This is a genomic window from Enterobacter sp. BNK-29, from assembly GCF_048684785.1.
GTDB classification, from domain to species: domain Bacteria; phylum Pseudomonadota; class Gammaproteobacteria; order Enterobacterales; family Enterobacteriaceae; genus Enterobacter; species Enterobacter cloacae_M.
On record NZ_JBLQTU010000001.1, the window covers coordinates 3621017 to 3647003 of the forward strand.

Annotated in this window: 26 protein-coding genes and 1 tRNA gene; 11 read left to right on the top strand and 16 right to left on the bottom strand. The window is 55.0% G+C overall.

Annotated features, from left to right (window positions below; translation table 11 throughout):
- Positions 1-64: 64 nt before the first annotated feature.
- Positions 65-1825 (bottom strand): Lon protease family protein, encoded by a 1761-nt coding sequence (locus tag ACMGGX_RS17185; protein WP_348560854.1) that lies wholly within the window; start codon positions 1823-1825, stop codon positions 65-67.
- 186 nt (positions 1826-2011) lie between these two features.
- Between ACMGGX_RS17185 and matP the strand changes: the two genes are divergently transcribed.
- A complete protein-coding gene (gene matP / locus ACMGGX_RS17190; RefSeq protein ID WP_008499929.1) occupies positions 2012-2464 on the top strand; it encodes a macrodomain Ter protein MatP in 453 nt (150 codons plus the stop codon).
- Positions 2465-2527: 63 nt separating this feature from the next.
- Here the strand turns inward: matP and ompA are convergent, their stop codons facing one another.
- Together ompA and sulA are read right to left on the bottom strand one after the other, a co-directional pair.
- Positions 2528-3583: a porin OmpA gene (gene ompA, locus ACMGGX_RS17195; RefSeq protein WP_115504044.1), complete on the bottom strand. Its 1056-nt coding sequence runs from the start codon at positions 3581-3583 to the stop codon at positions 2528-2530.
- 354 nt (positions 3584-3937) lie between these two features.
- On the bottom strand, positions 3938-4447 hold the full coding sequence (gene sulA / locus ACMGGX_RS17200) for an SOS-induced cell division inhibitor SulA (protein ID WP_038417560.1): 510 nt from the start codon (positions 4445-4447) through the stop codon (positions 3938-3940).
- A gap of 217 nt (positions 4448-4664) precedes the next feature.
- Here sulA and ACMGGX_RS17205 point away from each other — a divergent pair, with 217 nt between their 5' ends.
- Positions 4665-5291, top strand: a complete 627-nt coding sequence (locus ACMGGX_RS17205; RefSeq protein WP_023311030.1) for a TfoX/Sxy family DNA transformation protein — start codon at positions 4665-4667, stop codon at positions 5289-5291.
- Here ACMGGX_RS17205 and yccS read toward each other — a convergent pair.
- Positions 5248-7410, bottom strand: a complete 2163-nt coding sequence (gene yccS / locus ACMGGX_RS17210; protein ID WP_420298648.1) for a YccS family putative transporter — start codon at positions 7408-7410, stop codon at positions 5248-5250. The two genes, ACMGGX_RS17205 and yccS, sit on opposite strands and share 44 nt — an antisense overlap.
- A 19-nt stretch (positions 7411-7429) precedes the next feature.
- Positions 7430-7876, bottom strand: a complete 447-nt coding sequence (locus tag ACMGGX_RS17215) for a YccF domain-containing protein (protein ID WP_023311032.1) — start codon at positions 7874-7876, stop codon at positions 7430-7432.
- A 123-nt stretch (positions 7877-7999) separates the two neighbouring features.
- Between ACMGGX_RS17215 and helD the strand changes: the two genes are divergently transcribed.
- Positions 8000-10054, top strand: a complete 2055-nt coding sequence (gene helD, locus ACMGGX_RS17220; protein WP_420298649.1) for a DNA helicase IV — start codon at positions 8000-8002, stop codon at positions 10052-10054.
- 58 nt (positions 10055-10112) lie between these two features.
- Here helD and mgsA read toward each other — a convergent pair whose 3' ends face one another.
- Together mgsA and csgI are read right to left on the bottom strand one after the other, a co-directional pair.
- The gene (gene mgsA / locus ACMGGX_RS17225) at positions 10113-10571 is read right to left on the bottom strand and encodes a methylglyoxal synthase (RefSeq protein WP_023311034.1); all 459 of its coding nucleotides are present in this window, start codon (positions 10569-10571) and stop codon (positions 10113-10115) included.
- A gap of 80 nt (positions 10572-10651) precedes the next feature.
- Positions 10652-11314 (bottom strand): curli synthesis inhibitor, encoded by a 663-nt coding sequence (gene csgI / locus ACMGGX_RS17230; protein WP_181594755.1) that lies wholly within the window; start codon positions 11312-11314, stop codon positions 10652-10654.
- A 173-nt stretch (positions 11315-11487) separates the two neighbouring features.
- Here csgI and ACMGGX_RS17235 point away from each other — a divergent pair, with 173 nt between their 5' ends.
- Positions 11488-11901 carry a CoA-binding protein gene (locus tag ACMGGX_RS17235; protein WP_028012609.1) on the top strand — a complete coding sequence of 138 codons (414 nt, stop codon included), beginning with the start codon at positions 11488-11490 and terminating at the stop codon, positions 11899-11901.
- A gap of 37 nt (positions 11902-11938) precedes the next feature.
- Here ACMGGX_RS17235 and hspQ read toward each other — a convergent pair whose 3' ends face one another.
- Positions 11939-12256, bottom strand: coding sequence for a heat shock protein HspQ (hspQ, locus tag ACMGGX_RS17240; RefSeq protein ID WP_008499919.1), 318 nt, complete (start codon positions 12254-12256; stop codon positions 11939-11941).
- A 60-nt stretch (positions 12257-12316) separates the two neighbouring features.
- Positions 12317-13507 (bottom strand): 23S rRNA (cytosine(1962)-C(5))-methyltransferase RlmI, encoded by a 1191-nt coding sequence (rlmI, locus tag ACMGGX_RS17245; protein WP_045354514.1) that lies wholly within the window; start codon positions 13505-13507, stop codon positions 12317-12319.
- 173 nt (positions 13508-13680) lie between these two features.
- On the opposite strand from rlmI, the gene ACMGGX_RS17250 reads away from it, so the two are divergent.
- Genes ACMGGX_RS17250 through yccX form a run of 3 tightly spaced genes read left to right on the top strand, consistent with a single transcriptional unit; the run spans position 13681 to position 15330 of the window.
- The gene (locus ACMGGX_RS17250) at positions 13681-14238 is read left to right on the top strand and encodes a kinase inhibitor (RefSeq protein ID WP_217072740.1); all 558 of its coding nucleotides are present in this window, start codon (positions 13681-13683) and stop codon (positions 14236-14238) included.
- A 10-nt stretch (positions 14239-14248) separates the two neighbouring features.
- The gene (locus tag ACMGGX_RS17255; RefSeq protein WP_420298650.1) at positions 14249-15037 is read left to right on the top strand and encodes a helix-turn-helix transcriptional regulator; all 789 of its coding nucleotides are present in this window, start codon (positions 14249-14251) and stop codon (positions 15035-15037) included.
- A gap of 11 nt (positions 15038-15048) precedes the next feature.
- Positions 15049-15330 carry an acylphosphatase gene (yccX, locus tag ACMGGX_RS17260; RefSeq protein WP_023311040.1) on the top strand — a complete coding sequence of 94 codons (282 nt, stop codon included), beginning with the start codon at positions 15049-15051 and terminating at the stop codon, positions 15328-15330.
- On the opposite strand, the gene tusE is transcribed toward yccX, so the two are convergent.
- The 6 genes from tusE to ACMGGX_RS17290 all read right to left on the bottom strand — a co-directional run bounded on the left by tusE (position 15327) and on the right by ACMGGX_RS17290 (position 21535).
- Positions 15327-15656 carry a sulfurtransferase TusE gene (tusE, locus tag ACMGGX_RS17265; RefSeq protein WP_023617862.1) on the bottom strand — a complete coding sequence of 110 codons (330 nt, stop codon included), beginning with the start codon at positions 15654-15656 and terminating at the stop codon, positions 15327-15329. The genes yccX and tusE overlap by 4 nt on opposite strands.
- Positions 15657-15725: 69 nt before the next feature.
- Positions 15726-16277 (bottom strand): LuxR C-terminal-related transcriptional regulator, encoded by a 552-nt coding sequence (locus ACMGGX_RS17270; protein WP_420298651.1) that lies wholly within the window; start codon positions 16275-16277, stop codon positions 15726-15728.
- Between the two features lie 10 nt (positions 16278-16287).
- Positions 16288-17445 carry a CfaE/CblD family pilus tip adhesin gene (locus ACMGGX_RS17275; protein ID WP_420298652.1) on the bottom strand — a complete coding sequence of 386 codons (1158 nt, stop codon included), beginning with the start codon at positions 17443-17445 and terminating at the stop codon, positions 16288-16290.
- 1 nt (position 17446) lies between these two features.
- Positions 17447-20164, bottom strand: coding sequence for a TcfC E-set like domain-containing protein (locus tag ACMGGX_RS17280; RefSeq protein ID WP_420298653.1), 2718 nt, complete (start codon positions 20162-20164; stop codon positions 17447-17449).
- Positions 20165-20236: 72 nt separating this feature from the next.
- Positions 20237-20743: a CS1 type fimbrial major subunit gene (locus ACMGGX_RS17285; protein ID WP_021240847.1), complete on the bottom strand. Its 507-nt coding sequence runs from the start codon at positions 20741-20743 to the stop codon at positions 20237-20239.
- A 72-nt stretch (positions 20744-20815) separates the two neighbouring features.
- Positions 20816-21535 (bottom strand): fimbrial protein, encoded by a 720-nt coding sequence (locus ACMGGX_RS17290; protein WP_223537914.1) that lies wholly within the window; start codon positions 21533-21535, stop codon positions 20816-20818.
- A gap of 332 nt (positions 21536-21867) precedes the next feature.
- On the opposite strand from ACMGGX_RS17290, the gene ACMGGX_RS17295 reads away from it, so the two are divergent.
- Together ACMGGX_RS17295 and ACMGGX_RS17300 are read left to right on the top strand one after the other, a co-directional pair.
- Positions 21868-22623 (top strand): winged helix-turn-helix domain-containing protein, encoded by a 756-nt coding sequence (locus tag ACMGGX_RS17295; RefSeq protein ID WP_420298654.1) that lies wholly within the window; start codon positions 21868-21870, stop codon positions 22621-22623.
- Positions 22620-23096, top strand: a complete 477-nt coding sequence (locus tag ACMGGX_RS17300; RefSeq protein WP_033145135.1) for a hypothetical protein — start codon at positions 22620-22622, stop codon at positions 23094-23096. Before ACMGGX_RS17295 ends, ACMGGX_RS17300 begins: the two co-directional genes overlap by 4 nt.
- A 53-nt stretch (positions 23097-23149) precedes the next feature.
- Here the strand turns inward: ACMGGX_RS17300 and yccA are convergent, their stop codons facing one another.
- Positions 23150-23809, bottom strand: a complete 660-nt coding sequence (yccA, locus tag ACMGGX_RS17305) for an FtsH protease modulator YccA (RefSeq protein WP_420298655.1) — start codon at positions 23807-23809, stop codon at positions 23150-23152.
- A gap of 269 nt (positions 23810-24078) precedes the next feature.
- Between yccA and ACMGGX_RS17310 the strand changes: the two genes are divergently transcribed.
- Both ACMGGX_RS17310 and ACMGGX_RS17315 read left to right on the top strand, forming a co-directional pair.
- Complete coding sequence (locus ACMGGX_RS17310) at positions 24079-25707, top strand: ABC transporter substrate-binding protein (protein ID WP_420298656.1); 1629 nt, start codon at positions 24079-24081, stop codon at positions 25705-25707.
- Positions 25708-25837: 130 nt separating this feature from the next.
- A tRNA-Ser gene (locus ACMGGX_RS17315) sits at positions 25838-25925 on the top strand.
- Positions 25926-25987 lie beyond the last annotated feature (62 nt).

Consider the following 25987-nt stretch of genomic DNA (forward strand, 5'->3'; position numbering starts at 1 on the left):
TCAGTAAGCCTTATTTTAGTGAAGGACGCAGGATAGCTAACACGTGTACGCTGAACAAGTCCGATCAGTTCGAACTAAACCAGCCCAGCCAGCGTAACGGCCATGGATAACGATGACGAGCATCCTGCTGTGTCGCCTGAGCTATGCGCTCCTGGATAGTCTGCATCAGGGTAGTTTGCCCTTCGCCATCCCAAACCAGATTTGTCAGTAAGGGTAGCGCATCCTCAATCCCTTCGATGGCCCAGATGGCGAATTGCTCTTGCTCAACCGCATCCAGAATATCCTGACTGAGGCTCAAATGGCGTGCGTTGGGAGCAGGAATAATCACACCCTGTTTGCCGTTTAAACCGCGCTGCTGACAGATAGAGAAGAAGCCTTCAATTTTTTCGTTGAGGCCCCCCACTGGCTGTGCACGACCGAACTGATCCACCGAACCGGTGATCGCGATGTTCTGATTGATGGGCACTTCCGCCAGGGCGCTGATTAAGGCGCACAGCTCGGCCATAGAGGCGCTATCGCCATCCACTTCGCTGTAGGACTGCTCAAACGTCAGCGAGGCGGAGAAGGGGATCTGTTGCTCAAGCTGCAGCTCTGACATCAAAAACGCCTGCATGATCATCATGCCTTTCGCGTGAATGTTGCCGCCCAGCTCGGCTTTTCGTTCAATATCGGTGAATTCGCCATCGCCAATGTGCACAACGCAGCTGATACGGGACGGTTCCCCGAATGCGCGCGGATGGCCAGGAAATTCAATCACCGACAGGGCGTTGATTTGCCCGACGCGTTCGCCTTCGGTTTCCACCAGAATTTGTTCCAGCAGAATTTCATCCTGCATACGGTCAGCAAGATAGCCTTCTCGCCACTCACGCTGAGCCAGCATCTGAGTGAGCTGTTCTCCGGTAAACGCCCCGTTACCGCTGATCACACCCACTTCACGCAGCTGTTTGCCGATCCAGAGCGGGCAAAGCGGCAGCGTTTCCTGGTCACCGGTGTAGCGTACCGCTTCGCGGATTAAGCCCGGCCACGCGTCAGCCGCAGGGGTTGGCAGCGCAAAACGTTCAGCAACGGCCATCACCCACTGGCACCACTGCGCCATATCGTCGGCGTCAGCAATCTGGACGTTGTCTTCGTATTCGCTATACACCGCCTGCTCAGCCAGTTCCGGCTCCATTTCCTGGAAGTCCGCCAGCGATTCGCGGTCGCCCGTCAGCACGACGGTCAGCGACAGCGGCATAGACGGAACAGAGACAGGCAGAGGACGAGACTCATCGTAGCCGACCCAGTCGAAACGCTGCTGGTGGACGATGGTTTTCAGACGCATCCACAGCAGCGGCTGCGAGAGCAGGGTACGCAGTGAGATGATGAGAACACCGCCATTTGCGCGATGTACCAGCCCCGGCTGCAGCGAAAGTTCGCCATTAAACTGGCGCAGACAACCAAAGAGTTGTTCCGCCTCGACCCAGTTAGCGGTAATCACTTCGCCCTTAGCGGCAAAACGGCCATCGGCCTGCGCCGCCGGTTCGAAAGTGACATCATGTCCCGCAATACGATACTGGCCGCCAAAAACTGCGTTCGCTTCCGGCTTCAGCTGGCGCACGGCATCACCGAGCAGCGTCAGGTATTCCGCTTCTTCCGGGGCCTTGAGCAGCATGAAGGGCGCTGTTGCCCATGGGCTTAACACCTGCTCCAGCGCATAATGCAAACGAGGCTGCGTATCGCTAAGGATGAATTCGTGTTCTTTTGCGAGTTCGGGCTGTGCAAACAGTTCCTGGTAACTTTCGGTATCCGGAACAAGGTCACGCCATGCAAGTTTCGTAATGGTCAAAGTTGATGTTTTTTAGTCAGATGTAAAAGCGTGGAGTATACCGTAAGCGGGGGGCTGTACCCAAGCAGGATCGGGGATTTCGACAGGGCGATTGGCTGCATTCACTCACAGGATATGATTTCTTTTCAGCAGATTGCTAAAAAACTGATATTCTGAACAGAGTTACGTGGTAACACTGAGATCGCAATGAAATATCAACAACTGGAAAATCTCGAAAGCGGCTGGAAATGGAAGTACCTGGTCAAAAAGCACCGTGAAGGGGAGCTGATCACCTGCTACATCGAAGCCAGCGCTGCGCAAGAAGCCGTGGATATTTTGCTGACCCTCGAAAATGAACCGGTACAGGTTAACGGCTGGATTGAGAAACACATCAATCCTGCGCTGTTGAACCGGATGAAGCAAACTATCCGTGCCCGACGCAAACGGCATTTTAATGCTGAGCATCAGCACACTCGCAAAAAATCAATCGATCTGGAGTTCGTTGTCTGGCAACGCCTGGCTGGGCTGGCACAACGGCGGGGCAAAACGCTTTCGGAAACCATCGTGCAGCTGATTGAGGATGCCGAACATAAAGAGAAGTACGCCAACCAGATGTCGACGCTGAAGAACGACCTTCAGGCTCTGTTGGGTAAAAAATAGATTTTTCTTTTCTTCAGACAATAAAAAACCCCGCATGGCGGGGTTTTTTTATAAGACGATAACTTATGCCGCTGGCTGAGTTACAACGTCTTTGATGCCTTTAACTTCGATCTCTACGCGACGATCTGGAGCCAGGCAGTCGATCAGTGCAGCGCGAGCTTTCACGTTGTCACAGGTGTTGCCAGTAACTGGGTTAGATTCGCCCATACCACGTGGGGAGATCTTGTTAGCTGGGATACCTTTAGAGATCAGGTAATCAACAACAGACTGAGCACGTTTCTCAGACAGTTTCTGGTTGTAAGCGTCAGAACCGATACGGTCGGTGAAGCCCAGAACCACTACGGAACCGTCTTTAGGATCCAGGTTGCTCAGCTGAGAGTACAGCTGATCCAGTGCCTGCTGGCCTTCTGGTTTCAGAGTCGCTTTGTTGAAGTTGAACAGAACGTCAGACTTCAGAGTGAAGTGCTTGGTCTGTACTTCTGGAGCTGGAGCCGGCGCTGGAGCAACAACTGGAGCTGCTTCTTCCTGCTGGCCGAAACGGTAGGAAACACCTACGCTCAGCATGCCGTTGTCTGGACGAACACCAACGGTGTTGCCGTCGCCGATGTTGTTAACCCACTGGTATTCCAGACGGGTTGCGATGTCACGGGTCATAGCCCACTCAACGCCACCAGCGAATACTGGGGAAACACCGGTGTCATGGTTGTCACCAGAGATGTTGTTGCTGGAATCTGCGCGCCATACCATGCCGCCCAGACGGGTGTACACGTCCAGATCGTCAGTGATTGGGTAGCCCAGTTTAGCGGTCAGCTGAACGCCCTGTGCTTTGAAAGCGCCGTTGATGGTGTCGCCTTTGTATGGCATACGACCTAACCAGTCGTAACCCATTTCAAAACCAACATACGGGTTAACCTGATAGCCACCGAACGCACCTGCACCAAGCTGGCTCTCGTGAGTTGGGCCATCATTGTTCAGGCTGCTGTTGTACCAGCCGGTGTCATGGAACTGAGACCAGCCCAGTTTACCACCTGCATACCAGGTATTATCTTTCGGAGCGGCCTGCGCTACGGTAGCGAAGCCAGCCAGTGCCACTGCAATCGCGATAGCTGTCTTTTTCATTTTTTGCGCCTCGTTATCATCCAAAATTCGCCATGAAAGTCTCAGGAGAGAATCACGGTTAAATCCTTCACCGGGGGGCGTGGTCAAATATAAATCTACCGATATCTTCGGCTTAGGCCGAGCACCCCTGGCGATGTAAAGTCTACAACGTAGCTGAAAACTTACAAGTGTGAAGTCCGTCAGGCATATGAAAAAAAAAGTTCCGTATACCGATTATTTAACATTTTTCGAACGAATTTTGTGCAATAAAATTAAGGAGAACCGCACCAGACAAGCCTTGCCGCGATTTTCAGGCTGGGAACTTTAATGCCATCTCGTGGTCAAAAAAAATTCCAGGAAAAATCTTAATTTCACTCAATGATATAAATTTGAGTGAATTTTTAGCCCAGAAAGTTGTCCTCTGCGGTAAGAATCCGATCGAACCGGACGCATAATGAACCCGATCGCACTCCCTTCTTCGGCTGCTTCCGTCAGACGGAAATGTTCCTCTTCCGTCAATTCTTCTGGTAGCCATCCAATCACCACGCTGTAATTTCCGGTGCGTAACGCGCGGATCATCGACTCAACGGTATCGCACGGCGGGAGCTGATTAATTTGCATGACCTTGGTAAGCGGAAGGCCTGCGGACTGAACCCACTCACGGCTCAGTTTTTGCTGAGGCGTGAGCCAAAGCTGCCAGCGCGATTGCTGACCAAGCTGTTGTAATAACGGCAACAACAGAAGTTGCGTCAACAGGGGCTGGTCTTCACGATAAACCACTTCACTGATTAGCCCCGTGGAAACACGCTCGACGGAATTCTGCGCGACATTGCCTGCGGTAGAAGAGAGAGAGGTTGAGCGATTTGCATAGCCTGAAGTGTGCATATTCATTCCAGCCCTGTAGTTACTGTATGGATATACAGTAACCCCTGTATGCATAAAGATCAACCTCATTTTCGGAAAGCGACTCGCAAAATTCATTCAATGTTGATGTCCCTCGAAAAATCATCTTGCTCATCGGCGATAAGTTGCCTATTTTCCTGCTAACGGATCCGCTAGTAAGAAATTTCGTTGTTACTTTATGATTTTGAAGGGAAATATCATGAAAAAGATATCTTATGAACGGATTTATAAATCTCAGGAATACCTCTCCCCGTTGGGCGAGATTCATCACCGCGCGCTGTTTGGAGGCTATACCCTGGCGGTGGATGATGCTGTTTTTGCCATGGTGTCAGACGGCGAGCTTTATCTCCGCGCCTGTGAGGAGAGTGCGAAATACTGTGTAAAAAATGCCTCCTCTTTTTTGACGTTGATGAAGCGAGGCCGCCCGGTGCTGCTCAACTATTATCGTGTGGATGACGGATTATGGCAGGACAGGGAGCGGCTGCTTCAGCTCTCCTCGTTTGCGCTCAGTGCGGCAAGAAAAGAACGCTATCAGCGCCATCAACGAAACCGACTTAAGGATCTGCCAAACCTGACCTTTCAGCTTGAGGTTTTGCTCTTTGAAGCTGGCATTACCAATGAGGAAACGCTGCGGGCGCTGGGTGCAAGAGCGAGCTGGCTAAAGATGCGGGCAAAAAACAAAGCGCTCAGTATTAAAGTTCTCTTCGCACTGGAAGGGGCTATCGAGGGGCTGCATGAGGCGGCACTCCCGGCGGGCATTCGCCGGGAGCTAACGGAGTGGTTTAATGCGCTGCCTGAGCCACAGGAGAATCACTCCTCCAGGTAGCGATTTGCTGTTGCAGCCGGCAAATTTCAGGCAGCAGAGCGATAAGCAGGCCTATCTGCTGAAGTACCAGCGGCGCTTTGCTGTCGTTTCCAGGATCAAGATGCGCAATGCGTTGAGCCAGTTCATTCAGCGCCTGTTGAACGCGCGGCTCATCGGCTGGTCGGTGATGAAGCGCGTCATCGACATAACAGACGGCGTCATCAAGCAGATTGAGAATGCCCGGGTTGGTGAGTTTCTCACGGTGGGCACCGAGCGTCGAAATATAGCTGGTGAACGTATGGTTGAGGCAGAGCAGGCGGAACGCAGTCTCACGAATCTCCGCCGTGGCGCGAGGCTCCGTTGACATGTTAGAGACAACGGAGGCCAGTTCTGCATCACTGTTGTGCGCGTCGCGACGGGCTATCCGGTAAGCCAGGCGGTTATCGCGCCCCTGGTGGTACTGCTCCAGGATTGCGTCAAGGTATCGACAGTTGGCGTTCATCGCCCTGTCCACCACGCGCGGCAAATTGCGGAAACGCCAGTCTGGCCAGATAAAGCTGACCGCAGCCCAGGCAATCGCGCAGCCAATCAGGGTATCGATCACGCGGGGCAGGGCGACTTCGAACCCTTCACCCAGCAGGTTAAAGCAGAGCAGCACCAGCAGCGTGATGAACATGGTGGCGTGCGCGTACTGCACGTTGCGAAACGCGAAGAACAGCACGCCGGTGATCACAATCAGAATCAGTTGACCTTCAACGGAGGGCACGAAATAGAGCACCGGAAGGCCGATCGCGACGCCGACCAGCGTGCCGATAATACGCAGCGCAAGACGGTGTCGGGTGGCGTTATAGTTCGGCTGGCAGACGAACAGGCTGGTCAGCAGGATCCAGTAGCCGTGGTGCAGCCCGGTTATCTGGATAAAAGCATACCCCACGCACAGCACCAGCGACATTCTCACCGCGTGGCGAAAGAGTGCCGACTCCGGCGTAAAGTTACGACTCAGACGCAGCCACATATCGCTAACGCTGTGCACGCTGTCATCAGCAAGCTGATTTTCCACCTCACTGCCCTGCAGCGCCATCGCCTGTTCGGACTCAATGGTCGCCAGCTGGGCATCAATCGCCCGCAGGTTGTTCAGCAGAAAGCCCAGCGCTTTGATGTGTTCCGGTGACGTTCCGCTGGCCTGGACGCGGTCGAGCGCCGCATCAAGATGGCTGAATACGCGTTCAAAGCGGGGATCATGCTGATAGGGCGTGCGCAGCAGAATGGAGCGCGAGAGCTGCTGGCACGCCTGGGACTGCATGGACAGCAGGCGCTGGAAGCGGAACATTACGTCGCTGTACCGGAACTTCTCGCGCAGGGCCGCGTACTGAACGTGTGAGGAGCTGGCACGTTCATGGATGTCCTGGGCGGCAAAATAGTAGTGTAAGGTCCTTCGCGTTCCGCGCTGACCGCGATCGCCGCGCAGACGGGTAAGCAGAGAGGCTTTTGTCTGGTTAAGGGTGGCGACCAGCTGGCCGTTTGCCAGCGCCAGATCGTAGAGCGGAGCCTGGCTTTCTTCCTCAATATCCGGGTCGAACAGCCGGGATTTCAGTTCCAGATAGTGGGCTAACTGCTCAAAGCTGCGGGCAAGGTTATCCTGCAGCGGGCGAACCGGGAAGATCAGATGACCGGTTAGCGTCAGCAGGTTATACCAGATGGCGCCCAGCAGCAGGAGAACCGGCTGCTGGTACCACTGGTCGTACAGGGAAACGCCCAGCATGGTGTAGATAGCGATCAGCAATGCACCAAACGCGATGGTGGCATAGCGCTGCCCGAGGCCGCCCAACAAAATAAACCCGCTGGTTGAGAGCGTAAGGCCCAGGGCAAACAGCCAGGGCCAAGGGAAAAGCAGCTCAACGGACGCTGACGCAATGAAAAAGCAGACGAGCGTAATAACCAGGTTACGTAAGCGCCCGGCCAGACGATCGTCCAGGTCCGCAAGCGCCCCGGCAACTACCCCCAGCGTGAGCGGAATGGTGAGCTTGACATCATTCAGCCACCAGGGCAGTGCAACCGTGCCGCAAAGCGCGATAAATATCCTGACGTTGTATAGCCAGGTGCTGTTCCAGGTATAACGGCGAAGCAGTGGGCTTAGCATAAACGCGGCCGGTCCTTATTTACTGAAAACGACGACGCGCGTTTGCTTCACGCGCCGCCTGGGCCACTTCTACCGGAACAACCCTGCGACCGACGGGCCAAAGGGCGATGGCGGCGATCTTAAAGTTTGCGATCCCCACCGGAATACCAATAATCGTGATGCACTGTGCAATACCGGCAAAAATATGCATGATGCACAGCCACCAGCCGAAGAAAATCAGCCACAGAATGTTCAGCAGGGTTCCGCCCGTATTCATCAGGGCGTTTTTGCTCTCCGGATTCAGCTCGTCAACGTGGATGGCTTCATTCCCGTAAGGGATTAAGGAGAGCTTTGTGATTTCCCAGCAGGAACGGGTCAGGGGAAGCGTGAAAATCAGGACGATGCTCACCAGCGTGGCGAAAAGCCAGGAAAGGGTGGTGGCAAAACCGCCCAGCACAAAATTCAACACATTCAGAACGGTACGCATAAACCCTCACTTCCTTTCGATAAAATTAACGCCCAATGATTGTAACGTTTTTTTAGGCTGGAGCACCTTAAAACTGGCAGTTAAACTGTCAGGTAAATTATCTCTTCGTGGATTTGGCGGAACATGGAACTGAAAGCAACCTCGTTAGGCAAACGCCTGGCGCAACACCCTTACGACAGGGTGGTTCTCCTTAATGCCGGGGTGAAAGTGTCCGGGGAACGCCACGAATACCTTATTCCGTTTAACCAGCTTCTGGCTATCCACTGTAAACGCGGGCTGGTGTGGGGCGAGCTGGAGTTCGTTCTGCCTGACGATAAAGTCGTGCGTCTTCACGGCACCGAGTGGGCGGAAACCCAGCGTTTCCATCATCACCTGAACGCACTGTGGCAGCAGTGGAGCCAGGATATGAGCATAATTGCCGCCCAGGTGCTGCAGCAGGTGCTGGACGATATCGCGCAGAGCAACGCACAGCACGCGTGGCTGACCCGTCAGCAGACCGCCGGGCTGCAGCAAAAGATCCGACACGCACTCTCGGCGCTGCCGCTCTCCGTGACGCGTCTCGACGAGTTTGACAACTGTCGCGACGCCTGGCGCCAGTGTCAGGCCTGGCTAAATGATAAGGATAAAAGCCGTCTCGCTCATAATCAGGCCTGGACGGACGCCATGCTCACCCAATACGCCGACTTTTTCAGTACGGTGGAATCTTCACCGCTCAATCCGGCCCAGGCGCGCGCGGTGGTCAACGGCGAGCAGTCGCTGCTGGTGCTGGCGGGGGCCGGTAGCGGTAAAACGTCGGTGCTGGTGGCGCGTGCCGGCTGGCTGCTGACGACCGGAGAAGCGGTAGCCGATCAAATTCTGCTTCTGGCCTTTGGCCGCAAGGCTGCCCAGGAGATGGACGAACGTATCCAGGAGCGCCTGCACACCCGCGATATCACGGCCAGGACCTTCCATGCCCTTGCGCTGCATATTATTCAGCAGGGCAGTAAAAAAGTGCCTTCCATCAGTAAGCTGGAAAACGACGCGCAGGCGCGTCAGGCGCTGTTCATCAAAACGTGGCGCCAGCAGTGCAGTGAGAAAAAGGCGCAGGCGAAAGGGTGGCGTCAGTGGCTGGAGGAGGAGCTCGGCTGGGAGGTGCCAGAGGGGAGCTTCTGGCAGGATGACAAACTGGCGCGTCGTCTGGGTTCGCGACTTGACCGCTGGGTCAGCCTGATGCGAATGCACGGTGGAACGCAGGCAGAGATGATTGAAAGCGCGCCGGAGGCGATCCGCGATCTGTTTTCGAAACGGGTCAAGCTGATGGCTCCGCTGCTGAAAGCCTGGAAAACCGCGCTGAAAGAGGAAAATGCCGTCGATTTCTCCGGTTTAATCCATCAGGCCATCATCATTCTTGAGAAGGGACGTTTTGTCAGCCCGTGGAAACACATTCTGGTGGATGAGTTCCAGGACATCTCTCCGCAGCGTGCTGCGCTGCTCTCGGCGCTACGGGCGCAAAATAAACATACGTCGCTGTTTGCGGTGGGTGACGACTGGCAGGCCATCTATCGCTTCAGCGGGGCGCAGCTCTCCCTGACGACCGCGTTCCACCACTATTTTGGCGAAGGGGATCGTAGCGATCTGGACACCACCTACCGCTTCAATTCACGCATTGGTGAGATCGCCAACCGCTTTATCCAGCAAAACCCGCATCAGCTGGCCAAGCCGCTCAATAGCCTGCGCCCAGGGGATAAAAAAGCGGTCACCCTGCTGGCGGATGACCAGCTGGAGCCGCTGCTGGACAAGCTCAGCGGCTACGCGAAGCCCGATGAACGTATTCTGGTGCTGGCGCGCTACCATCACCTAAAGCCCGTGGCGCTGGAAAAAGCCGCCACCCGCTGGCCGAAACTGCAGCTTGAATTTATGACCATTCACGCCAGCAAAGGGCAGCAGGCTGACTATGTGATTGTGGTGGGGCTGAAAGAGGGGAGCGACGGTTTCCCGGCTCCGGCCCGCGAGTCGGTGATGGAAGAGGCCCTGCTGCCGGTCCCGGAAGACTTCCCGGACGCCGAAGAGCGGCGTTTGCTGTATGTGGCCATCACCCGCGCGCGGCATCGCGTGTGGTTGCTGTTTAATAAAGAGGAGCCATCCGTGTTTGTCGATATCCTGAAGAGTATTGATGTGCCGGTGGCGCGTAAACCATAAAGATGTCAGGCAAGATTTTCCAGGCCGGGTAAGGCGTAGCCGCCACCCGGCAAAAAAGCTACTTCAGTCTGTCAGAAAGATAACGCTGATAGTCCGGAATAAGGATATCAACCGGCGAGTTAAACTGCGGCGATTCGATGATGAAATCCGCCGTCGACAGGTTCGTCGCCACCGGAATATTCCATACCGTCGCCAGGCGCAGCAGCGCTTTGACATCCGGATCGTGCGGAACCGCGTTCAGCGGGTCCCAGAAGAAGATCAGCACATCAATTTTCCCTTCGGAAATCTGCGCGCCGACCTGCTGATCGCCGCCCATCGGACCGCTCAGCATGGCATTCACCTGCAGACCCGTTTCGCGCTGGATCAGGTTACCGGTGGTGCCTGTCGCCGACAGGGCGTGCTTTTCCAGCGAAGACTGATGGCGGCGAACCCAGTTAAGCAGCATTTGTTTACAGTGATCGTGCGCCACAAGAGCAATGTGTTTGCGCTCAGGCAGCGTGCGTGTTGTCAATTCCATAATCATATCCATCAGGTTAACTGACTACACGATGACGGGAACCGTCTGACGCTGCAAGAGAAAGGCGTAAAAAATGTGGCTTATGATGAAGGTTGTTGTTTTGCCCACTGTAAAAATCGGGCCCGCGTGTCGGGATCGGCCTGCTGGAACCAGAATTTAAGGCGCTGTTCCGTCAGGGTCTGGGACTGGGGAGGAATAACGTCCAGTTCAGAGACGCCGGATAAAAGCGTACTGTCGTCCGCCATCATGGTGGCAAATTGCGGAAGCGAGGCGCGTTTCCCCGCTTTGTTATAGGTCTGGGTCGCGGCCTCGTAATCCGGGCCTTTCGGTGAGGTCGTCAACGCCAGAATATCCAGCTTCACCGGAATCGGCATCGCATCCCCGTCCAACAGTTCAACGCGGGGTGACGCGTTGAAGGCCGCAGATTCCTTCTCCGTTTCAAGGCGAGGCAGGGTGATATTCACCTGACTGATTTGCCGGGTATTAAAGCTGACGATCAGCGGCGGGGAGATATACATCCGTTGCTCGTGATTAGCCAGACCGATCGGCTTTTCTACCCGGAAGACCAGCTGATGCGGCCCGTTATCTAACTCGATGCTGTCTGCACCGCGCAATAACGAGCTGGAGACCTTTTTTCCGTCCAGTACAAGGAGATCAATGTCGGTAGAGAGCCGGAGCGTGGTAGCAAAAACGCAGACCGGCATCACTAACGCAATCAGAGCAGTGGCAATACCGGTTTTCATAGAAGGCTCCCGTCAGAAATCCTGTCGCCGCATTAATGTATCTAAATTTTTCGATAATCACGTTTACTAACATATAGACATATTTCGCCGTTTTGCCCTCATGCATCTGTATGGGATGGATGGTTGAGATGTGCGGTTTGGCGTACACTTTTAAAAAAGCCAGGAGAAAAACCATGAAAGAGAACGATATTGCCGAGATTCTGACATCCACGCGTACCATTGCGCTGGTGGGCGCGAGCGATAAACCCGATCGTCCAAGCTATCGGGTGATGAAATACCTTCTCGATCAGGGCTATCACGTTATCCCAGTCTCGCCAAAAGTAGCGGGGAAAACATTGCTGGGCCAGCAGGGTTACGCCACGCTCGCTGACGTGCCGGAAAAAATTGATATGGTCGATGTCTTCCGCAATTCCGAGGCGGCGTGGGAAGTGGCGCAGGACGCTATCGCCGTAGGCGCGAAAACGCTGTGGATGCAGCTGGGCGTGATTAACGAGCAGGCCGCCGTGCTGGCGCGGGATGCGGGGTTGAAGGTAGTCATGGACCGCTGCCCGGCGATCGACATCCCCCGTTTGGGGCTGGCGAAGTAATAAAAAAAAGCCCGTTCATCGGGCTTTTTTTACACGCTTAGTTCCGCAGGCGCGGGGCCTGTAACTGTTTGCGGATAGTCTGAGCAAGTTCATCCATTGTGGGTTGCTCCGGATGCTCTTCCTGCAGCTCGCTACTCAGCTGCGCTTCGGCCAGATAGGTGTGAACGGGTTGTCCATCATCACCTTCCATTACCACGTGGTACCAGGGCGCGGCGCGAAGCTCTGCGTTCACCGCCAGCTCGTCTGCTGACGGTTCATCAAGGGAATACTCCGGGTCGATATCCACGACCACACCCAAATACCCTAGCAAAGTGTGGCGGACCTGCTGGCCGATACCGAATTTGCTGGCAATCATAGTCACCTCCCGGGAAATACGACTTACACGTTATGTGCGGGCAATATTTCTCTTTTCAAGTTACATGACGCGACAGGCAAACCCTTTCAGATACAGTCCTTCCGGGTAGGTAGCAATCACGGGGTGATCGGCTGCCTGACGGAACTGCTCTATAAATTGTACATCACGGCCAGCATCTATTGCGGCATCGGCGATGATTTTCTGAAATAAATCTGTGGTCATCAGGCCGGAGCAGGAGAAGGTGAGCAGAACCCCGCCCGGGTTCAGCAGCTGGATAGCCAGCATGTTGATATCTTTATACCCGCGGCACGCGCCCATCAGCTGGCTTTTGTTTTCCACAAACTTTGGCGGATCCATCACGATGACGTCGAACTTCTCGCCCTGGTCGCGATATTTACGCAGCAGCTTGAATACGTCATCGCGTACAAACTCAGCTTTGCTCAAGTCCAGCTTGTTGAGCTCGACGTTCTGTTTTGCCACGTCCAGCGCTTCCTGTGAGGTGTCCACGCTCACCACCTGGGCACAGCCGCCCATCAGCGCCGAAACGGCAAAACCGCCGGTATAGGAGAAGCAGTTCAGCACGCGTTTGTCGGCAACGTACTGACGCGTAGCCAGACGGCTGTCGCGCTGGTCGAGGTAGTAACCCGTTTTGTGCCCGCCCTGAATATCCACCAGCAGCTTCATGCCGTGTTCTTCAATCGGCAGCAGGGCCGGTGGCAGTTCGCCCGTTACGGGCCCCTGAGTCAGCTCCATGCCTTCTTTTTTGCGCACCGCCACATCGCTGCGGTCGTAAATGGCACACTGCGGGAACAGCGTTTGCAGCGCGCCGATCAGCGCGGCACGCTGGTATTCCGCTCCGGCGCTCAGGAGCTGCAGCACCAGAAAGTTACCGAAGCGATCGATGGTCACGCCCGGCAGACCGTCGGACTCACCGGCAATCAGGCGGTAGCTGTCCAGCCCGTCGCGTTTTGCCAGCCAGTCGCGCCACTGCTGCGCCTGCTGCAGACGGCGAACGAAGAAATCGATGTCGATGGTTTCATCTTTATCAAACGTCCAGACGCGAGCACGGATCTGGGACGCTGGCGAGTAGGCGCCGCGCGCTAACCATTTCCCCTGATGGTCAACGATATCAATGGTTTCACCGAGGCTGGCTTTGCCTTCCATACGGGCAACCGCGCCGGAAAAGACCCAGGGATGACGGCGCAGTAATGATTTCTCGCGCCCTTTGGCTAACACTAAACGTACACTCATAATTTGCTGTTCTGTCGATTTCAGGAAATGGCGCGTAGATTACCACATTCAGCAAGGCGCAATCATCTGCGGATGCCGTTGAGCGTTTCGGCACAAAATCAAATCGCTTAGGCACATTACGATATTGCCGCTGGGTTTAGAGTGGGGCTTCCGGTACAGCAGAGGGAGCACCCATGAAAAAGCGCAGTGTGATAGCAATAGCCGCTCTGGCGGCGATGAGTTTTCAGGTTTTAGCAACAACGCCTTTCGACGTCACCAGCCAGGATATTTCCGGCGAAAGGCGACTGGCGCAACAGCAGGTATTTGAGGGGTTTGGCTGCCACGGTGGGAATATTTCTCCACAGCTGGCATGGAAAAATCCGCCTGCCGGTACGAAAAGTTTTGCCGTCACGGTATATGACCCGGATGCGCCCACCGGCAGCGGCTGGTGGCACTGGACCGTAGCCAATATTCCGGCGAAGACAATGACGCTGCCCGCTGATGCCGGTAACCCGAACGGCGAGAAATTACCTGCCGGCGTTGTGCAGGGGCGTAATGATTTCGGCTATTCTGGATTCGGCGGCGCATGTCCACCCGAAGGGGACAAGCCTCACCGCTATCAGATTACCGTCTGGGCCCTGGACGTGGATAAACTGCCCGTCGACAACAATGCCAGCGGCGCGCTGGTCGGTTTTATGCTCAATAGTCACGTTCTGGCAAAGGCTCAGTTAACGGCAACCTACAGCAGATAAGGATGACAGGGTGCAGGAGTTTCATTTTCGACATAACCATCTTACCGCGGGTGAAGTGACTGCCAGCAAAATGCATCGCCTGCACCAGGTTAAACTGTTTTTTCCGGCTATTTGTCATATCACCCACGGCAGTAAGGTGATAGTTCAGGATGATAACCGTCTGGAGGCGACACGGGATCAGCTCATCATTATCCCGGCCAATACGGCGATGGAGATAATCAATCAGCCTGTAAACGGTCTGTTTCACTCGGATTTGCTGATGTTGTCCCCGGAGATTGTCGCCGAGTTTAAAGCGCATTACCTGAAGTCCTGGCCGCGCACGACGCTGCATTCGCTCTGCGCCCCGCTGAGCGAGGGGCTGGCGTTTATGTGGGACAATCTGCTGCACGCCGTGCGTCAGGATTTACCGGAGGCGCTCCAAAAGCATCAGGCTTTCGGCCTTTTGCTGGCCCTGCTGCACGATGGCGTGGCGGGTCCGCTGCTTGTTGAGCGTAACAGTAACCTGACCGAGCAGGTGCGGCAGTTCATTATGCTGTCGCCCGCCAGAGCCTGGACCGCCCAGGACGTTGCCAGCCGTCTGGCCTTAAGCGTGCCGACGCTGCGCAGACGCTTGCGTGACGAGTCGCAGAGTTTTCGCCTGATCGTGGAGGAGGTGAGGATGGCCGTTGCTTTGTCGCAGCTCCAGTCAACCCGATTACCAATTGGCGAAATCGCATTACAATGTGGGTATCTTTCCAGCTCTCGTTTCACCGCCCGTTTCCGGCAGCACTATGGCTGTTTGCCGAAAACGCTACGATAAGGAGAAGAAAAATGTCAAAAGTCTGCACCATTGCCTGGGTTCACGGCGTTGTTCAGGGCGTGGGGTTCCGCTACAGCACCCAGCGCGAAGCGGTTGAGCTTGGGCTAACGGGATACGCGCGAAATATGGACGACGGCAGCGTTGAGGTGGTCGCCTGCGGCGAAGCGGAGCAGGTCGACAAGCTTATGGCGTGGCTGAAAGCGGGCGGGCCGCGCAGCGCACGGGTTGATAAGGTGTTAACGGAACCGCATCAACCCGGGCGCGAATACGTAAACTTCGGGATTCGGTATTAAATACACTTCACCGGCTTAGGCAGGCCGGCAATTTTGGTGGCCTGTTTTGCCGGGCCTTTCGGGAACAGACGATACAGATAGCGGCTGTTGCCTTTCTCTTCGCCGAACTTATTGGCCATGGCTTTGACCAGCATGCGGATCGCCGGAGAGGTGTTGAATTCAAGATAGAACTCGCGAACAAAACGCACCACTTCCCAGTGTTCGGGGGAGAGGATAATCCCTTCGTTTTCCGCAATTTTCTCCGCCAGCGGCTCGCTCCAGAGCGTCGTATCTTTCAGATAGCCTTCGCTATCGGTCTCAATTTCCTGGCCTGCAAAAATGAACATAATCTTCTGTCGTCTGTGAAAAAAACGGCGACAGTGTAGCAAAAAAGCCGCCGAAGGATAAGCCGTGCCCTACAGGAGCAGCTGCAGCAGATTGTTGGCATTGAGCTTTTTCAGCGCGTTGCATTTATGGGTTGAAACCTGTTTCTCAGACATACGCGTCACGATGGCAATGTGGCGTACCGGCAAGCCGGTAAGCATCAGATCGAGCACGTTGAATTCAAGGCCGGTAAGACAGCAGTCAAGACTTCGGACGCGGCGAGGCTCTTTTGCCAGCAAATATGCCGCATCAGCGACGGCGATCCGGTCATCGATGATATAAAGGGTCAACGTACTGAAACGCTTGCGTAAATGCGTCGCCAGCGCCCACCCCTTTTCATTGCAGACCAGATACAGGCTGCCTTGCCAGCGGGCGGCTTCCAGTCTGAGCAAAATGTTTATCAATGCCTGATGCGTACCCGCCACGGAAAAACGGCAGCGCACAACAAGCACGCGGCGGGTAAGCAGCGCTGGCTGCCATTGCACGGTGTCGCTTTGGACCTCTAACTGAACGCCCCGACGCAGCAGCGCATAGCGCAACCCTTCAGCGTAAAATCGATTATTGTCGAGAATAGCGTAACTCACGGGGACCTCGTTATAACGTGCTGGGCGTATAGATAACGCGCAGCGTGCCGGTATAGTCGCCCGCGTTTTTGCTGCTGGCGGCAAACGCGGGGGTTTTCAGGATAATAGGGGCAGGAATGCACAGTACGCTCTCGCGTCCGCCGGGCAGCACGACCTGACGCAGATGCTGCGGATCGTTTGTGCCTTGCCAGACCAGGGTTTTACCGTTCGCGACGGCTTCGGTTGCGCCTGTGATTGGGTTGGTGACGGAGACCCGGTAATCGAGACGATCCCGCGCATCGGTCTGGCTACCGCCGCGTCGCCTGATAGAAAACGCGTCTTCGGCACGATCCGCTGAGGGGAGTCCGTCATCCTCAAAGCGAAGATAGGCGCGGGTGCTGGTGCTGTTATTACCGTCGTACAGGCACATATCCAGCGAGTTTTCACCCTGGATCTCACTACCACCCGGCCGCCCCGGGAAGTTGGTCAGGTTGAGGTTAACGATGGGCGTTGAGTGCGGAAATGCCGGCAGATAAATTTGCTGATTACCCGGATCGACCACCTCAATGCGAATGTTTGCCTGCCACCTGGCGATAGTGAGATAGCCAGGGCATCCGACGTTTACGTCATTGAAGTTTCCGCCACAGTCGGCGCTCCCCCATTGACGCAGGTTCTGCTTCAGCGTTGCGGTCCAGATCCCCGGCAGGGCGAGCTTATCCAGTTCGCTTTTCACAATATAGAAATCAAAATAGGGCTCTCTGTTCCAGGCGCTGAGATCGCCCGTTCCCCCTGTGACAAAACTGGCGAAGGTAAAAACTTTATTGTTGATAAACATGTAGTGATCGCCATACACCTTGATATCCACCGTCTTGCTGGTGAGGGCATGCGTGAAACGTAAATTGATGGCATAGGGCGCGGCCGGGTTACCCGAGAACCAGACCGGAGAGTTCATGCAGGCCCCGTTCGTGGCGTCAGTCCGGGACTCACAGGTCAGGGTATTACGTCCCCACTTTTGCGGGTCGGCGGCGTCAAAGCCGCCCGATTCATGAAACCAGATATCGAAACGCGCAGGCGGTGCCGTGCGATCGAAGCTGATCCCAACGCTGGTGTTTCGTCCCGCAGGGGCACCCGCCAGCGCCTGGCCTGTCCACAGGCTTAAGCACAGTAAAATAAAGAAGCACTTAATCACATCATTTCCCTTTAGTGAGGTTGTCGGCGTTCATGGCAGTTGGACCGGTTGGTAACGATCGTCCGGCGAGCATCAGCTGCGCCTGCTGCTGGACGGCATCCGGCAGGGCGGAGAAGGTTAATTCCCGGCAAGGAATTGAGCCGACATAGCGCACCACGTCGCGCATACTTTTCACGTTGAGTTCGCACTGATAAAACTGCTGCTGGCGCACCAGGTAGAGGTTATGCAGCAGGGCATCGCTCTGGGCGCTGAATCCGCCGTTTCCGAGATCGCTCCAGCCGTTAACGTTCAGCGGCACGCCACCGATAAACGGCGAATGACGCTCGTCGGTCAACTGGCCGAGCCAGGTGTAGCTTGCGGTGGTTTGCACATCCCGACGCAGCAGTTTGCCCGGCACCATAAACAGCGTTCTGCTGCCTGAACCTTGCGTGATCTCACTGCTGGCCCCCCGGGATACGTCCAGCGATTCGTTAATCGTCAACGTCGTCTGCTGGTAGCCCGGCACTGCGAAGAGGGCGCGGCTATTGCCCGGGATGTCTGCGCTCCCGCTGTTATCCAGCGACACGGCAACGCTTGGAGCCTGGGTATCTTCCGGTGTGGCAACGTTAACCGCGACGGCGGAAGCGGGACGACCGTCGCTCCAGCGGCCCAGCCACAGGCCAGAACGCGACAGCGCAAGGGTTGAGCTGTAGTTGCCGCTGCTGCTCAGCGTATGGCGACGATCCTGTCGATCCCAGGCGTCGCTGACGGTCAGGCTGCCGTTGCCATATCGCCCGCCCTGGCGCGTATAGGCTGAGGTATTCAGCGAGTCGCTGTTAATGCCCGACGCGCTCAGACCGTACTCGTTTTCGCCGCGTGCATCGGCGTACCAGTTATGCGCCACGTTGTAGCTCAGCTGATTTTTTTCACGCTGCTGGTGCTGCCAGGTCGCGCCCATAGAGGTATAGCTCGACGCATCGCCCTGACGGTTATGCGCCATGGACAGGCTCACGCTCAGGTAGCCGCCTTTGTCCCTGCCGTCGCGGGCGTCATCGTGACGCATGAACAGGTTAATGCTGCTGTTAATGTTGAGGCCTCGGGTGCTAAAGGCATTGCTCAGGCCTCCCTGCCAGGCCCGCGAGCGCGAGCGGGTCATATAGACCGATTCCCACGGCAAACCCGCATCGTGGCGATCGTCGCTATCCGGGAGCTCCCGACGTGAAACGTACCGTCCTTCGTTGCGGTTATCCGAATACCCGAGGCTCGCATACCAGGCGCCGACAGGGACGGAAAACATCACTGAGAGGGTGCGATAACAGCCGTTCACGGCGTCAAACCCCGCGCTTCGGGTGTTGCAGTTTTCCGCTGACAGCGCGTTGCGATAGAGGCTCACTGAAAAACCGTCGTTGTAGCTGATTTGCTGAATATTGCCGCGCTGGCCTTCGCTGCCGTAAAGGTAGCTAAACCGGGTACTCAGCACGCCGTCGATCGGGCCCGCGTTGAAGCCCCGGCTCCAGTCGAGCGCATTTTCCAGGAAACGCTGGTTTTTCTTTATCGTTGCTCCACTGGTCAGCGCCAGGGGCGGGGTGACGGGCAGGCGCACACCCGCCTGCGCAACCGCGCTGCGTTCTTCGTTTTGATCGCTATTGTCGGTTTCACCCGCCTGCAGGAACCACTCGACGCGGTCGAATGGCGTAATGCCGGTTCGGGTAAACGGCACCTGCTCGGTACGCGTCAGCCGGTTATTTTCATAGACCGACAGCGTGACGGTGTAGCTCCCGTCCGGAAACGATCGCGTGTCCAGGGTTTGCGCCCCGGCATTCAGGTAAAAGCTGGCCAGCAGCTGATTGCCACGGCGGGCGTCGATACGCGCGTCATGGGAAAGCAGTACGGTGACAGGAGTTCCCTTTGACTGCTGAACCGGATTCATCCACGCTCTTGTTGAACCCGTGCGGAGACCGCGAATTTTGCCCAGCGGCAGCTGGCTGAGGTTGATATTCCCGCCGGCATTACTGAACAGATCGCGGGTATCCATCTCGCCCAGCTGGACATAGTACTGGCGCAAGATATCCTGGCGGAACCAGGCGTTGTTGACGGTGATTTCCTGTTGCTGCTGGCGCCTTGAACGCTGTCCCAGCCAGGTCCAGTCGAGGTTAACATAGCCGTCCTTCGTGAGCGCCAGCGCGCCATTGCCCTGTACGGTAGCCGACTGATAATCCCTGTCGGCAACGAAGTTAATATTCTGCTGATGGATCAGCGCATTTTCGGTGTCCTGCGTGGGCTGATACCACTGATTTTCCGCGGTGACTTTAGGCAGAAATTTCTTGTCCAAAAACAGGCTAATACGGGCGTTATTCTCGTCATAGATAATGGCCGCGCGGTCGGTATCAATGTAATCGCAGCCCGCTGCGGAGCCGTTGCTGCTGCAGGCCAGGTTGCCGTTACGGGCAAGCGGAACGGCCAGCGCGGCAGACACGGTGCCAACGAGAGCAGGGTCGTCGTTAAACCGTCGTTTGATGGCCGCAACCACGGTTTCAGGTGCGACAAAACTGACCGTTTCAAGCGTGATATCCGTTTCAAAAAGTCCAAGCGACTCGCCGTAGAGGTTGACCTCTGTCCACAGGCGCTGCGTTTTCGCCAGATCTTCAAAACCCGCCGGGACGGCCATCCCGGCGCAGGCGAGTTGGATGGATGCGGGTAACAAAGCAACAAAGAGGAGAGTATTTCTGTGAAACGCCATGAACGAGCCTCGACATCATCCTGACGTCAGAGGGTGGGCACCCTCTGACGTTATTCCTTAGGTGCTGTGGTGTTACGCACCGCCTTCCGTGGTAGTCGCCTGCGTCAGCATCAGGCTGACAACGCCGCTGTATTGACCGGTTTTCAGAATGCCTTTGGTGGTCTGAGAAATGGTCAGCGGCAGTACCGCTGAACCGTTTTCGATGCTACCCGGGAACAGTTCGGTACCGGTATATTCCACATCGGCGGTAGAGAGGGTTTTATCGCCCAGCTTCACCGTCATTGGGATAGTCTCAGCACCGTCGGCATTTGCCAGCTTCGCGGCGCTTACCAGACGGACTTTCACGTTGCTGGTGGCGGAGTTAGACCACACCTTGGTATTCAGGCGATAGCTTTCCAGACCGCGGCCAGGCAGATACTGCATATCGATGCTTGCCGGCAGCGGCGTGTTATCGGCCTGGGTCATATCCAGCTGTGAATCAACGCTGGCGTTGACGGTAATATCTTTTTGGATCGCCAGCGCGCTAACGGACGTGGTCATCGCGGCAACAATCATCAGAGGTTTAAAGTACTTACGCATTGATATCTCCATATTTACAAATGAGCACCCTGGCTCTTTAACAACCCACATGGGTTTTACAGTGACGCCGTGTTAATACACGACGGGTAAGTCAGCTTCTTCAGCGGTTTTATTCACCCAGTTGAAGTAGCGGAATTTATATTTCTGGCCTTGTGTATTTGTGAGCGTTTTTAATTTCCGTTCGGTATCCGGATAAATCGTCGCGTCTTCTTTAACCCATTTACACGACGAATTTGCGTCACAAATACCGATCTCCCTCAGCGGTACGCGCAGCGTACCGTTGTTTTTTAACGTGCCCCTGCGAGGGTCTATCGAGAGTGAAACCACACTTTTTTCCGGAGCGAGGTGGATCAGGGCGCCCCAGATCACATTGACGCCCAATGTTGCCGTCGCAGCCGGGCTTTCTGTCTTGCCGGGAATAATGCTGTCAGGCTGCTTTACCCCTTCAAAATAGACGCGCCAGGTGGTCTCTTTTTCCGGTGGCGTAAGCGATACCAGACGAACCACTCGCATTGCGCCTGCCGCGAGGGCAAATTTTTCGGGCGTGACAACAACGCCGCCTTCTTTCCACGAGGCCACATCAATTTCTTTTTCCTGGGCCGTGCCGGGATTAAGAATTTTCTTTTGCCTCACCCGAATGAACTGAATATCATCCGTTTTCGACGCTACCTTAATTTGTGCCGCACCGGACTTGTCCATATTCAATTCCATCGGGTACACGCTCATATTGGCCATTGCCATTTCTGAGAAAAATGGCAATGACAGCGCGGCGACATAAAAGGCGGTTGTCATGTTCACTCTATTTTTCTGTTTCACATTCAGTCTGCCTGCTCTGAGTTCATCGGCGGCGCGTTAACACCAGGACACCGTCTGCTTTCGTATTGCTTCAGGGCAGGGAAACTTTAACCAGAACAGCGGTTTGTGAAAATTTGTATTAATTAACTCGTTAAATACAGGTTTTTATCCTGCTTTTCTGGCTTTAAGGTTGTATAGTTAAGCGAAAATACCGCGGCCAGGGATAGGAAGAAAATTCCTTCTGATGAAAAAATAAGCAGATCAGGAGGCGGTTTTCATGTCGATGTACCAGGGATTAAAAAGCATGCGGTAACAGCCGAGAATAAAAGATGTTTTTTATATGCAATAATTCGTTGTTATTCGATCCTGAAGCACATGCAATAAGTCTTGTTGGACAACCAGAATCTGTATTAACGCTTTCGGCGCCAGCCGTGCGGCTTTTGCAGGAATTTATAAAACACAAAGGGCACGACCTGAGTCGGGAGGAATTGATCACTCGCGTTTGGGAGGAATTTGGCTTTACGCCATCGGGAAATAATCTCAATAAAGCGGTAAGCGAATTACGTAAAAGCTTCCAGTCTCTGGGAGAGGGGCACGAATTTATTGTGACCGTACCCCGTTACGGATTTCGCTTTGATGCTGAGGTGATTTTTCAGCCTGGAGAGAATATTCCATCCGTCGATCCGCAGCCCTCGGTCGCACCGCAAGAAGTAAAGCCTCAACGCGCCTCCATTAAAAAATGGGCGATTGTGGCCGTATTGATCGTCGCTGCGCTGGGGACGAGTCTCTACTTTAGCCGACAGCAGGGGATTTACGTTCCGGCGAAACTCAAGCCGGTTAAGGAAAAAATCGCGCGTTGCAGCATCTGGATTATCAACGATCACGGACGACCGCTGGTGCTATCGAAATTAGCGGAGCGGCTGGAGGCTAATAACATAGCGTGCGGACGGGAGGCGTACGACATTTATTATTTCAGCGCCCGTTTTACTATTTCCGCTGCAGATGAGGTGTTTATTGGTGCCTGTCCGGTCAGCAAAACCAGCCTGTGTAAAACCATACGTTATAAAAGCGGGGCACAAAAATGAAAATAAAACTTCTTTTTGGCGTGGGCGGTGTCCTGGTTGGTTGTTCGCTGGCATTTTTTTACTATTCCGGCAGCGTGGGTAAAAAGGATGTGCTGGCCTGCAGCACTGAATTTAATTTCACGCGCAATGAGGGAAAAGCCAGTGAAGTGAAGGTCAATACCGTTGCCCAGTTCTATTTTCATCGGGACGGTACCGGGTTGACCACCTATAAAGGCGCGGCAAGGGCTGGCGGGCAATGTTTGATCGTTGACAGGGATGTGGATTTTACCTGGCAGCAGCGGGACGATGATAACGTCATCGTATTGAGCTACACCAAAACCTGGCGTCGGCACAATGACAATACGCCTGATGCTCAGTGGGGTAGCTTCGCCAATCCGACCGCTCGCTACTACCTTACAATCTCTGAACTCTCGCCTTCCGTGTGGCTGATTCAGGATCGGCGCTATCCCACCTATATTTGCCGGGGTGAGTAGGGCATAAAAAAGGAGAATGCCACAGGCATTCTCCTTTTTCGTATCCGTTGTGCTTAATCGCGGCTGGCGAAGCCCAGGATGCTTAGCAGGCTGACGAAGATATTGTACAGCGACACATACAGGCTCACGGTGGCGCGGATATAGTTCGTCTCACCGCCGCGAATGATGTTGCTGGTTTCAAACAGGATCGCGCCTGAAGAAATCAGAATAAACACGGCGCTGATTGCCAGATGCAGGGCAGGCAGCTGCAGGAAGATGTTTGCCACCATGCCCACCAGCACTACCACAACACCCGCCATCAGCATACCGCCGAGGAAGGACATGTCCTTACGGGTGGTCAGCACGTAGGCCGAGCAGCAGAAGAACACCAGCGCGGTGCCGCCCAGCGCCATGCCGATAAGGTCACCCATACCGGCAGACAGATACGCATTCAGCATCGGCCCCAGGATGTAGCCCAGGAAGCCGGTGAAGGCAAACGCGGACAGAATACCGACGGGCTTGTCAGCGGTTTTGTAGGTCAGGAACATCAGACCATACATACCCAGCAGCGTCAGGATCAGCCCCGGAGATGGCAGCATCAGCACGGTGCTGGCGGTGGCGGTGATCGCTGAGAATGCCAGCGTCAGGCTGAGCATGAAATAGGTATTGCGCAGCACCTTGTGGGTGCTGAGTAGCGATGTGCGGTCGCGTGAAGAAGTAATTATACGATCCATGAGTCACTCTCTTATGACAGATGTAATTAGCGGAAAGAATAGGAAACGGCACGCCAGTCTCAAAGTGGTTTTACCCATCTTTACTCAGCACGTTAGCGCTGGAGGTGGTTATTTCTTCTGCAGAAATCCATTTCGCCAGTATGAACAGCGGTTTGCGACAATTTACCAGATCAAGCTCTTATAGGTTACTGAAAAATATTGCGTTATTACTCTTCGAACGCTAAGAGTTATTTCCGGATCGTCATAAAACAGACTATAAGGCGAAGGAAATGAAACCACAAACACGCACTCACTTTACGCTCTCTTTGTTAACCGCAGGGATCCTGTGCGCCAGCACGGCAGCCTGGGCGGCTAACGTGCCGGCAGGAACCGCGCTGGCCGATAAGCAGGAACTGGTCAGAAACAACGGCAGTGAACCGGCTTCGCTCGACCCGCATAAAGTCGAAAGCGATGTCGAATTCAATATTATCAGTGATTTATTCGAAGGACTGGTAAGCGTCTCCCCGACAGGCGAAGTCCAACCCCGACTGGCGGAAAAATGGGAGAACAAGGACAACACCGTCTGGACGTTCCATTTGCGCCCGGGCATCACCTGGAGCGACGGCACGGCGATTACCGCTGAGGATGTGGTCTGGAGCTGGCAGCGCCTGATCGATCCGAAAACGGCTTCGCCTTATGCGAGCTATCCGGGCAACATGCATATCGCCAACGCGGCCGATATTGCTCAGGGGAAAAAAGCGCCCGATACGCTGGGCGTAAAAGCGATTAACGACACCACGCTGGAAGTGACGCTCTCGCAGCCAAACGCGGCCTTCCTCGCGATGCTGGCGCACCCGTCGCTGGTGCCGGTGGATAAAGTGCTGATTGGCCGCTTCGGCGATAAGTGGACCAAGCCGGAGCATTTCGTCAGCAGCGGGGCGTATAAGCTGTCGCAGTGGGTGGTCAACGAACGCATCGTGGCGGAGCGCAATCCGCGCTACTGGGATAACGCACATACCGTGATTAACAAAGTCACCTACCTGCCCATCACGTCCGAGGCCTCGGATGTGAACCGCTATAAGGCGGGCGAAATTGACATCGTGTACACGGTGCCGATTAACCAGTTTGCCCAGCTCAAGAAAACCCTGGGCAGCGAGCTGGACGTCTCTCCGCAGCTGGCGACCTATTACTACGAATTCAATACCACCCGGCCGCCGTTCAATGACGCGCGCGTGCGCAAGGCGCTGAACATGGCGCTGGATAAAGACATCATTGCCGGGAAAGTATTGGGGCAGGGGCAGCGCCCGGCGTGGCTCATCAGCCAGCCGGATATCGGCGGCGTTAAGCTACAGAACCCGGATTACGCCAGCTGGCCGCTGGACAAGCGCATCGCGGAGGCGAAAAAGCTGCTGAACGAGGCCGGATATAACGCCAGCCATCCTCTGAGCTTCAACCTGCTCTACAACACCTCTGAATCGCACCAGCGCATCGCGATTGCGGCCAGCTCCATGTGGAAGAAAAACCTCGGCGTGGATGCGAAGCTGCAAAACCAGGAGTGGAAAACCATGCTGGACACCATGCACACCCACAACTTTGATGCGGTGCGCTATGCGTGGATTGCCGATTACGACGATGCGGCGACCTTCCTGAACAACTTCCGCACGGGCGACAGCGAAAACACCAGCCAGTACAGCAATCCGGACTACGATGGGGCGCTGGTGAATGCCGCAAAAGCCAAAACGGCGGAAGAGCGGGGTAAGTACTACCAGCAGGCGGAAGATCTGCTGGGGCGTGATGTGCCGGCCATTCCGGTTTATCACTACGTCCGCACGCACCTGGTAAAACCGTGGGTCGGTGGATTTACGCCGGATAAGCTGGGGTACTATTTCACGAAAGACATGTACATCAAAAAACACTAGGTCTGTGCTGATAAAATCGTCGATGTGTCGTCAGTTCAACCGATTAAACACGTTTTGACTATTTTTACAGCGAACGAGTGCAGCCACTCTTTACAGCACGCGGTGAGGTGTTTATAGTTCGCCTCACTTAGGAAGCGTGGCCGAGCGGTTGAAGGCACCGGTCTTGAAAACCGGCGACCCGAAAGGGTTCTAGAGTTCGAATCTCTACGCTTCCGCCAAACATAAACCCCAGGTTACTCGTTAACCTGGGGTTTTTCTTTTTGTCTGAACGCGGATTAAC

Coding starts and splice junctions, on each gene's coding strand:
- matP (WP_008499929.1), top strand. CDS start 2,012: ATGAAATATCAACAACTGGAAAATCTCGAAAGCGGCTGGAAATGGAAG.
- ompA (WP_115504044.1), bottom strand. CDS start 3,583: ATGAAAAAGACAGCTATCGCGATTGCAGTGGCACTGGCTGGCTTCGCT.
- sulA (WP_038417560.1), bottom strand. CDS start 4,447: ATGCACACTTCAGGCTATGCAAATCGCTCAACCTCTCTCTCTTCTACC.
- ACMGGX_RS17205 (WP_023311030.1), top strand. CDS start 4,665: ATGAAAAAGATATCTTATGAACGGATTTATAAATCTCAGGAATACCTC.
- yccS (WP_420298648.1), bottom strand. CDS start 7,410: ATGCTAAGCCCACTGCTTCGCCGTTATACCTGGAACAGCACCTGGCTA.
- ACMGGX_RS17215 (WP_023311032.1), bottom strand. CDS start 7,876: ATGCGTACCGTTCTGAATGTGTTGAATTTTGTGCTGGGCGGTTTTGCC.
- helD (WP_420298649.1), top strand. CDS start 8,000: ATGGAACTGAAAGCAACCTCGTTAGGCAAACGCCTGGCGCAACACCCT.
- mgsA (WP_023311034.1), bottom strand. CDS start 10,571: ATGGAATTGACAACACGCACGCTGCCTGAGCGCAAACACATTGCTCTT.
- csgI (WP_181594755.1), bottom strand. CDS start 11,314: ATGAAAACCGGTATTGCCACTGCTCTGATTGCGTTAGTGATGCCGGTC.
- ACMGGX_RS17235 (WP_028012609.1), top strand. CDS start 11,488: ATGAAAGAGAACGATATTGCCGAGATTCTGACATCCACGCGTACCATT.
- hspQ (WP_008499919.1), bottom strand. CDS start 12,256: ATGATTGCCAGCAAATTCGGTATCGGCCAGCAGGTCCGCCACACTTTG.
- rlmI (WP_045354514.1), bottom strand. CDS start 13,507: ATGAGTGTACGTTTAGTGTTAGCCAAAGGGCGCGAGAAATCATTACTG.
- ACMGGX_RS17250 (WP_217072740.1), top strand. CDS start 13,681: ATGAAAAAGCGCAGTGTGATAGCAATAGCCGCTCTGGCGGCGATGAGT.
- yccX (WP_023311040.1), top strand. CDS start 15,049: ATGTCAAAAGTCTGCACCATTGCCTGGGTTCACGGCGTTGTTCAGGGC.
- tusE (WP_023617862.1), bottom strand. CDS start 15,656: ATGTTCATTTTTGCAGGCCAGGAAATTGAGACCGATAGCGAAGGCTAT.
- ACMGGX_RS17280 (WP_420298653.1), bottom strand. CDS start 20,164: ATGGCGTTTCACAGAAATACTCTCCTCTTTGTTGCTTTGTTACCCGCA.
- ACMGGX_RS17285 (WP_021240847.1), bottom strand. CDS start 20,743: ATGCGTAAGTACTTTAAACCTCTGATGATTGTTGCCGCGATGACCACG.
- ACMGGX_RS17290 (WP_223537914.1), bottom strand. CDS start 21,535: ATGACAACCGCCTTTTATGTCGCCGCGCTGTCATTGCCATTTTTCTCA.
- ACMGGX_RS17295 (WP_420298654.1), top strand. CDS start 21,868: ATGTTTTTTATATGCAATAATTCGTTGTTATTCGATCCTGAAGCACAT.
- ACMGGX_RS17300 (WP_033145135.1), top strand. CDS start 22,620: ATGAAAATAAAACTTCTTTTTGGCGTGGGCGGTGTCCTGGTTGGTTGT.
- yccA (WP_420298655.1), bottom strand. CDS start 23,809: ATGGATCGTATAATTACTTCTTCACGCGACCGCACATCGCTACTCAGC.
- ACMGGX_RS17310 (WP_420298656.1), top strand. CDS start 24,079: ATGAAACCACAAACACGCACTCACTTTACGCTCTCTTTGTTAACCGCA.